This is a genomic window from Chryseobacterium cucumeris (assembly GCF_001593385.1).
Classification (GTDB): domain Bacteria; phylum Bacteroidota; class Bacteroidia; order Flavobacteriales; family Weeksellaceae; genus Chryseobacterium; species Chryseobacterium cucumeris.
Window position 1 is genome coordinate 1 of record NZ_LUVZ01000013.1, and the last position, 4,946, is coordinate 4,946.

4 protein-coding genes are annotated in these 4,946 nt (G+C 30.8%); 3 read left to right on the forward strand and 1 reads right to left on the reverse strand.

Annotated features, from left to right (window positions below; all coding sequences use genetic code 11):
- Nucleotides 1-184: 184 nt before the first annotated feature.
- A complete protein-coding gene (locus A1704_RS12330; protein WP_062673810.1) occupies nucleotides 185-1,348 on the reverse strand; it encodes a hypothetical protein in 1,164 nt (387 codons plus the stop codon).
- A gap of 113 nt (nucleotides 1,349-1,461) precedes the next feature.
- On the opposite strand from A1704_RS12330, the gene A1704_RS12335 reads away from it, so the two are divergent.
- From A1704_RS12335 to A1704_RS12345, 3 genes are all read left to right on the forward strand, one after another.
- Complete coding sequence (locus A1704_RS12335) at nucleotides 1,462-3,399, forward strand: hypothetical protein (RefSeq protein ID WP_062673812.1); 1,938 nt, start codon at nucleotides 1,462-1,464, stop codon at nucleotides 3,397-3,399.
- A 414-nt stretch (nucleotides 3,400-3,813) separates the two neighbouring features.
- Nucleotides 3,814-4,497: a nucleotidyl transferase AbiEii/AbiGii toxin family protein gene (locus A1704_RS12340; RefSeq protein WP_062673814.1), complete on the forward strand. Its 684-nt coding sequence runs from the start codon at nucleotides 3,814-3,816 to the stop codon at nucleotides 4,495-4,497.
- A gap of 40 nt (nucleotides 4,498-4,537) precedes the next feature.
- Complete coding sequence (locus A1704_RS12345) at nucleotides 4,538-4,843, forward strand: DUF6922 domain-containing protein (RefSeq protein ID WP_062673816.1); 306 nt, start codon at nucleotides 4,538-4,540, stop codon at nucleotides 4,841-4,843.
- The last annotated feature ends 103 nt before the right edge of the window (nucleotides 4,844-4,946 follow it).

Genomic DNA, 4,946 nt, shown 5'->3' on the forward strand with positions numbered 1-4,946 from the left:
CAAAAGAGAAATTATTGGAAACTCTTGCAGAGGAACAAAAAATCCTTACTTTTGGAAGTAAGGAAAATATTGGATAACTGACAATTATTTTTAACCCTAACTGTCAGATCAAGTCGTGGCTATTACAGTTTATAATCTGAAACTATTCCTTTGTTTTCTTTTTATTATTTTTTACAATCGTCTATTATAACCTTCGTTGTTTTTTCTTCTTTTGCTGTAAAGGAATTTGCTCCGAATCATAATTGATCTCAGAATTGCCAAAATTTAAGAGAGAGATTATTTGAGATACATTTTCAGAATCTTTAAAAACTTCTTCAAATGCAGAGAAAGGTATATTGTTCGCTTGTGAAACCTTCTTGCAAACATCATTAATTTCTGCGATTAACTTTTCTTTAGAGCCAGTAAATAACTGAGGTAATTTTGTTTTCTCAAACTGTAATGTTTTGATTAAAGTATCCTTTACCGAGTCTAAATATTTTATTTTTTCACTCGAATAAATATTGCCGTTGGATAGAACGGTGGATAATTTATCTTTCAGAATCGAAATTTCTTTTTTGATATCTAAATTTTTACTTTGGAGTTCTTTTATCACTTTGTTTTTGAATTCTAATTCCTGTTTGTTTTTGCTAAGCTGGACATTATACGTTTTGAACACCATTTCGTAGTTGTCAAGAGTGTGATCGGTTCTAATCTTTTTAAAGCCTAAGAAATCGCTTTCTTTCACGATTAAATCTTCAAACTTTTTGGAACTGAGCTCTGATTTGAAGCCATTTATCTTTTCATCTAGTGCTAAAAGCTCTTGTTCTTTTTTCTTGATTTTAAATTCTATAGCTTCTAATCTGCCTTTTGAGCCTTCAGTACCTCTTGCCATTCCCAAACATTCCGCTGTGATATCCTGCATTTTTGAATAGTGAAAAGATTGATGCTTTAGAGTCTTTCCAGTTTTAAGATCTTGCCAGTCAGCAACCATATGAGCGTGATAATTGGGTTTCCATTCTTTAGCCTCTTTATCAAAGTGCCCCTCATCTTTATGGATAGCAATCTGGAAGATTCTGATCTGTAATTCTTCTTCTAATCTTTTAGAAAGATTATGCAGATCCTGCAATGTTGTATCGTCCTTAATTACTACAACTGCTTCACGAATAGGCATTGCATTTTTTTGCAATTTTCTTCCGGATTTTTCTTTGCAGTAAGATTCAATCTTGTGTAGTCTGTCTGAAAGTTTTTCTTCTGACCAATATTCGTTTTTAGCTGTTAAGTCTTTTCGAATATAATCGAAAGTTTTCTTTCTGAAGTTATGGGCTTCAGAATCGGATTTCGCAGCTTTGAAATTGATTGAGGTCTTCATTGAGATCAAATTTAACCTCTATAGCTATATTCGAATATTAGTTGATTATCAAGTGATTTGTTTGGCATATTTTGTCTCTCAACTTTAGTAAATTTGTGAAACATGTCACACTAATGAAAAGAATTATATATTATTCAAAAAACGATTTAGCTTGGATATATTCTATCGAGCAGATTAACAACTACTTCAATGATAATAGGCACTTGTCCAAAGCAGTAGAAATAGATGACGTTTTAGAACGACAACATATTATTGATTATCTAGAAAATGGATTTTTATATAAAGAGTGGAGTTCCGCAGACATTATAACTTATAATGCAGTGATAAAAGATTTCAAAAAAGAAATTGCGCAGTACTTCAAAAATTTAAACTGGGAAAACATCATAGATGTGTTCTCTCATATTTCATATTGCTACACCAAAACATTTTGGTTTCTCGTAAATAAAACAGGAATATATAAAACGATTAATAGTGATCAATTTGCGGAAATTACACTTAAAAAAAATTTTAGGCTTAGTGAAATATTATACTGTAAAAACATTGTGTCATTTTTAGATTGTGATATCTATACTTACATGATGTCTAAGCCAAGAACGGCAGAGATATTTTTGGACTATTTCGAATCCAGTTATGATAAAGAGAGACAAGAAAAATTTTTTCCAAAATCTCTAAACACAACTGAGAGTGAAAAACTTATTTTAAGTTATCTTGATTATGATGATGTCAATTTAAATTATGTCCGTTTAGTACAAAATAGTAAAGATTCGCAACATCTACGAATAACAGATAGAACAAGGCTGAAAGCAAAAAGGATTTCAGACAGATTAAATGATGAAATATTAAATAGTGATAATGCATTTTCTATTAGAAAAGGTATTTGTCTATCTGAAGACCAAGAGGAAATAAAGAAAACTATTTACAGAGACGGCGAGGAAATAATATCGTATAGTAGTAAGAAGCTTGCTGAAAAAAAAGATACCGCCACATTATTTAAGAATTTCAGAACAATATTTAACTTCCTCGATTTTCAAGGGTGTATAGAATTCGTCTCTAAGAGTGGGTATCTTGAAGGTTTTGAGCGAGCGTTTATGAGGTCAAAAAATGATTACATCATTACATCAGCATTTACCTCAAGTTCTATGGACTCAATAATGCGTTTTGAAATTTATAATTATTTTTTAAAGGATTCAAACTTAAAGTTAGAAGATATTTTAGACAGCTATGTAAGCAATACTTTGAATTCTACCTACAATATTGATAAATTAAAATTAAATCTTCCCAGTCAAGAAAGCTCGTTCCTTGCAAAAATCAGGTTGATCGTCCCTGAATTTGAGTCACTGGTTGAGCAATATAAACTCTATGTCGAAGATGATATTATAGATTACGAATTAATGCAGGTTTCTACTAAAACAACCAGAATTAGTTGCATTCCTTCACTATTACAAAAAAAGTATGCTTATCCTACAGGAGATGATTACCACAAATTAAAATTCACCTTTTTTGATAGCGGAAGCTATTTGTTCAATTATGAAAAATATGGTGATCGATATAGTAATTTATACGAGGTTCTAAGAAAGGAAAGTTTTAATATCAGTGATGTTGACGAAAATAGAAAATCTTTTCTACAATCGTTAATAACAGAAGGATATCTAAAAAGTGATGAACAAGGAAATATCTCAATAGTGAATACTGATACATTAATCATTATTGGCTACCTGAAAATATACGATGTGATTAGCTACCATTATTTTCCATTAGCTATTCAACAGGAATTGGACAGATTAAACAAATTGGGAATGATTAAATTCTCTGATAAATTATTTACTGTCGCTGAGCAGGAATATTTTGACTATTACCTAAACAATAGATTTAGTAATGGTCTATGGCTTAGAAACAAATATGTGCACGCTACAAATAGCCACGATGATACTGAGCAAGAAAGAGATTATAAAATATTGCTGAAACTAATGGTTTTATTAATCCTAAAAATGGATGATGATCTTGTTATAGCTAGATCAATGTTTAAAAATAAAATTGGAAAAATTGAATAATTTTTTAAGCCTCGCAGAGCGAAGCAGCAACTTTGTTAGGACGCCAGGACTTTCAAAGTTGCGAATGAGCTCCTAACTTCTCCACATAGTTGTAAATCGCAAGTATTTTAATAAGTAATAAATTTATTCTTAAAACAAAAGTTTAGAAACAATACCTTTTACAAAGCAGGTTTGGTTTTCATTAATCGTTCAAAAGCTATAAAGCTTAAGGTTTCCAACTAAAGGATGGGCTTCCAAAACAGGTATATATTTACATAGCTAACAACAGAAAAATTTTTAAGCTATCATTAATATTTGCATCAATAAAGGCTTCTAATTTTGACTTTCATTGACAATCGAAGCCAAATAGTTCACTACACTGCCATTGTACAGACATACCTCATTTTCAGGATTAATTTTCTGAAAAATGAAATTATGATCCACAAGGAAACTGTCAGTAAGGAAATGTGGGAACTCTTACAACAGCTGATGAAAGATGAGATGCTAAAAGATTTTATTTTGGTAGGCGGTACCGCTTTAGCTTTAAAATTAGGGCATAGATTATCTGTAGATATTGATTTGTTTACAACAAGGGATTTTGACTCATACGCCTTAATAAGCCACTTACAAAAAGAATACAATGCGACTAATGAAATTGTTTTTGAGAATACCGTAATGACCTATATTAAAGATATAAAAGTTGATCTTTTAGCTCATAAATATCCTGTCATAGCAATGGATAAAATCTCAGAAAACATAAGAATGATTTCTAATAACGACATTGGTGCTATGAAACTTCACGCAATATTTCAAAGTGGAGAAAGATTAAAGGATTTCGTTGATATGTATTTTCTTCTTGAAGAAAAACCTCTACAGTCATATTTAAATAGCTACCAAGCGAAATACAACGGAAATTCAAATTTAGCGGCACGCTCATTAGTTTATTTTGATGGGATTAGAAAAGAATATGATGTTTCAATGGTTTACGGAAAAGAGCACAAATGGAAAACAATGCAGGAAAGACTTAAGGAAGCTGTACTAAATCCTAATGTGAAATTTGGAAATTTAGCCGAAAAAAAAGTTGTTCTAAAAAACAAAGGAAAAGGATTTAGAAGGTGATTTTATTCTCATAACGAGATAAAATCACTATATTTAAAGTATGGGATTAAAGAGAAAAGTCTTGCCAAAAATACATCCAAAATTCTTTTGGGATACCAATTGTAGGAAACTTGATTGGGAGAAAGCATATATCTCTATTATTTCTCGAATTATCGAAAGAGGTGGGCAAAATGAGATCGATGAAATTATAAAATATTACAGTCGAGAAAAAATTGTTGATACAATTCTGAATGAAATTCATTTTCTTCCCGATTATGCAATTAACCGAGCAATACATTTTTTCCCGGAACTTAAAAAAGATGAAATGCATTGTTATTTAAACTGTAATAGCCACGACTTGATCTGACAGTTAGGGTTAAAAATAATTGTCAGTTATCCAATATTTTCCTTACTTCCAAAAGTAAGGATTTTTTGTTCCTCTGCAAGAGTTTCCAATAATTTCTCTTTTG

Bases quoted from the DNA above. Each gene is read 5' to 3' on its own strand.
- A1704_RS12330 (WP_062673810.1), bottom strand. From the start codon at position 1,348: ATGAAGACCTCAATCAATTTCAAAGCTGCGAAATCCGATTCTGAAGCC.
- A1704_RS12335 (WP_062673812.1), top strand. From the start codon at position 1,462: ATGAAAAGAATTATATATTATTCAAAAAACGATTTAGCTTGGATATAT.
- A1704_RS12340 (WP_062673814.1), top strand. From the start codon at position 3,814: ATGATCCACAAGGAAACTGTCAGTAAGGAAATGTGGGAACTCTTACAA.
- A1704_RS12345 (WP_062673816.1), top strand. From the start codon at position 4,538: ATGGGATTAAAGAGAAAAGTCTTGCCAAAAATACATCCAAAATTCTTT.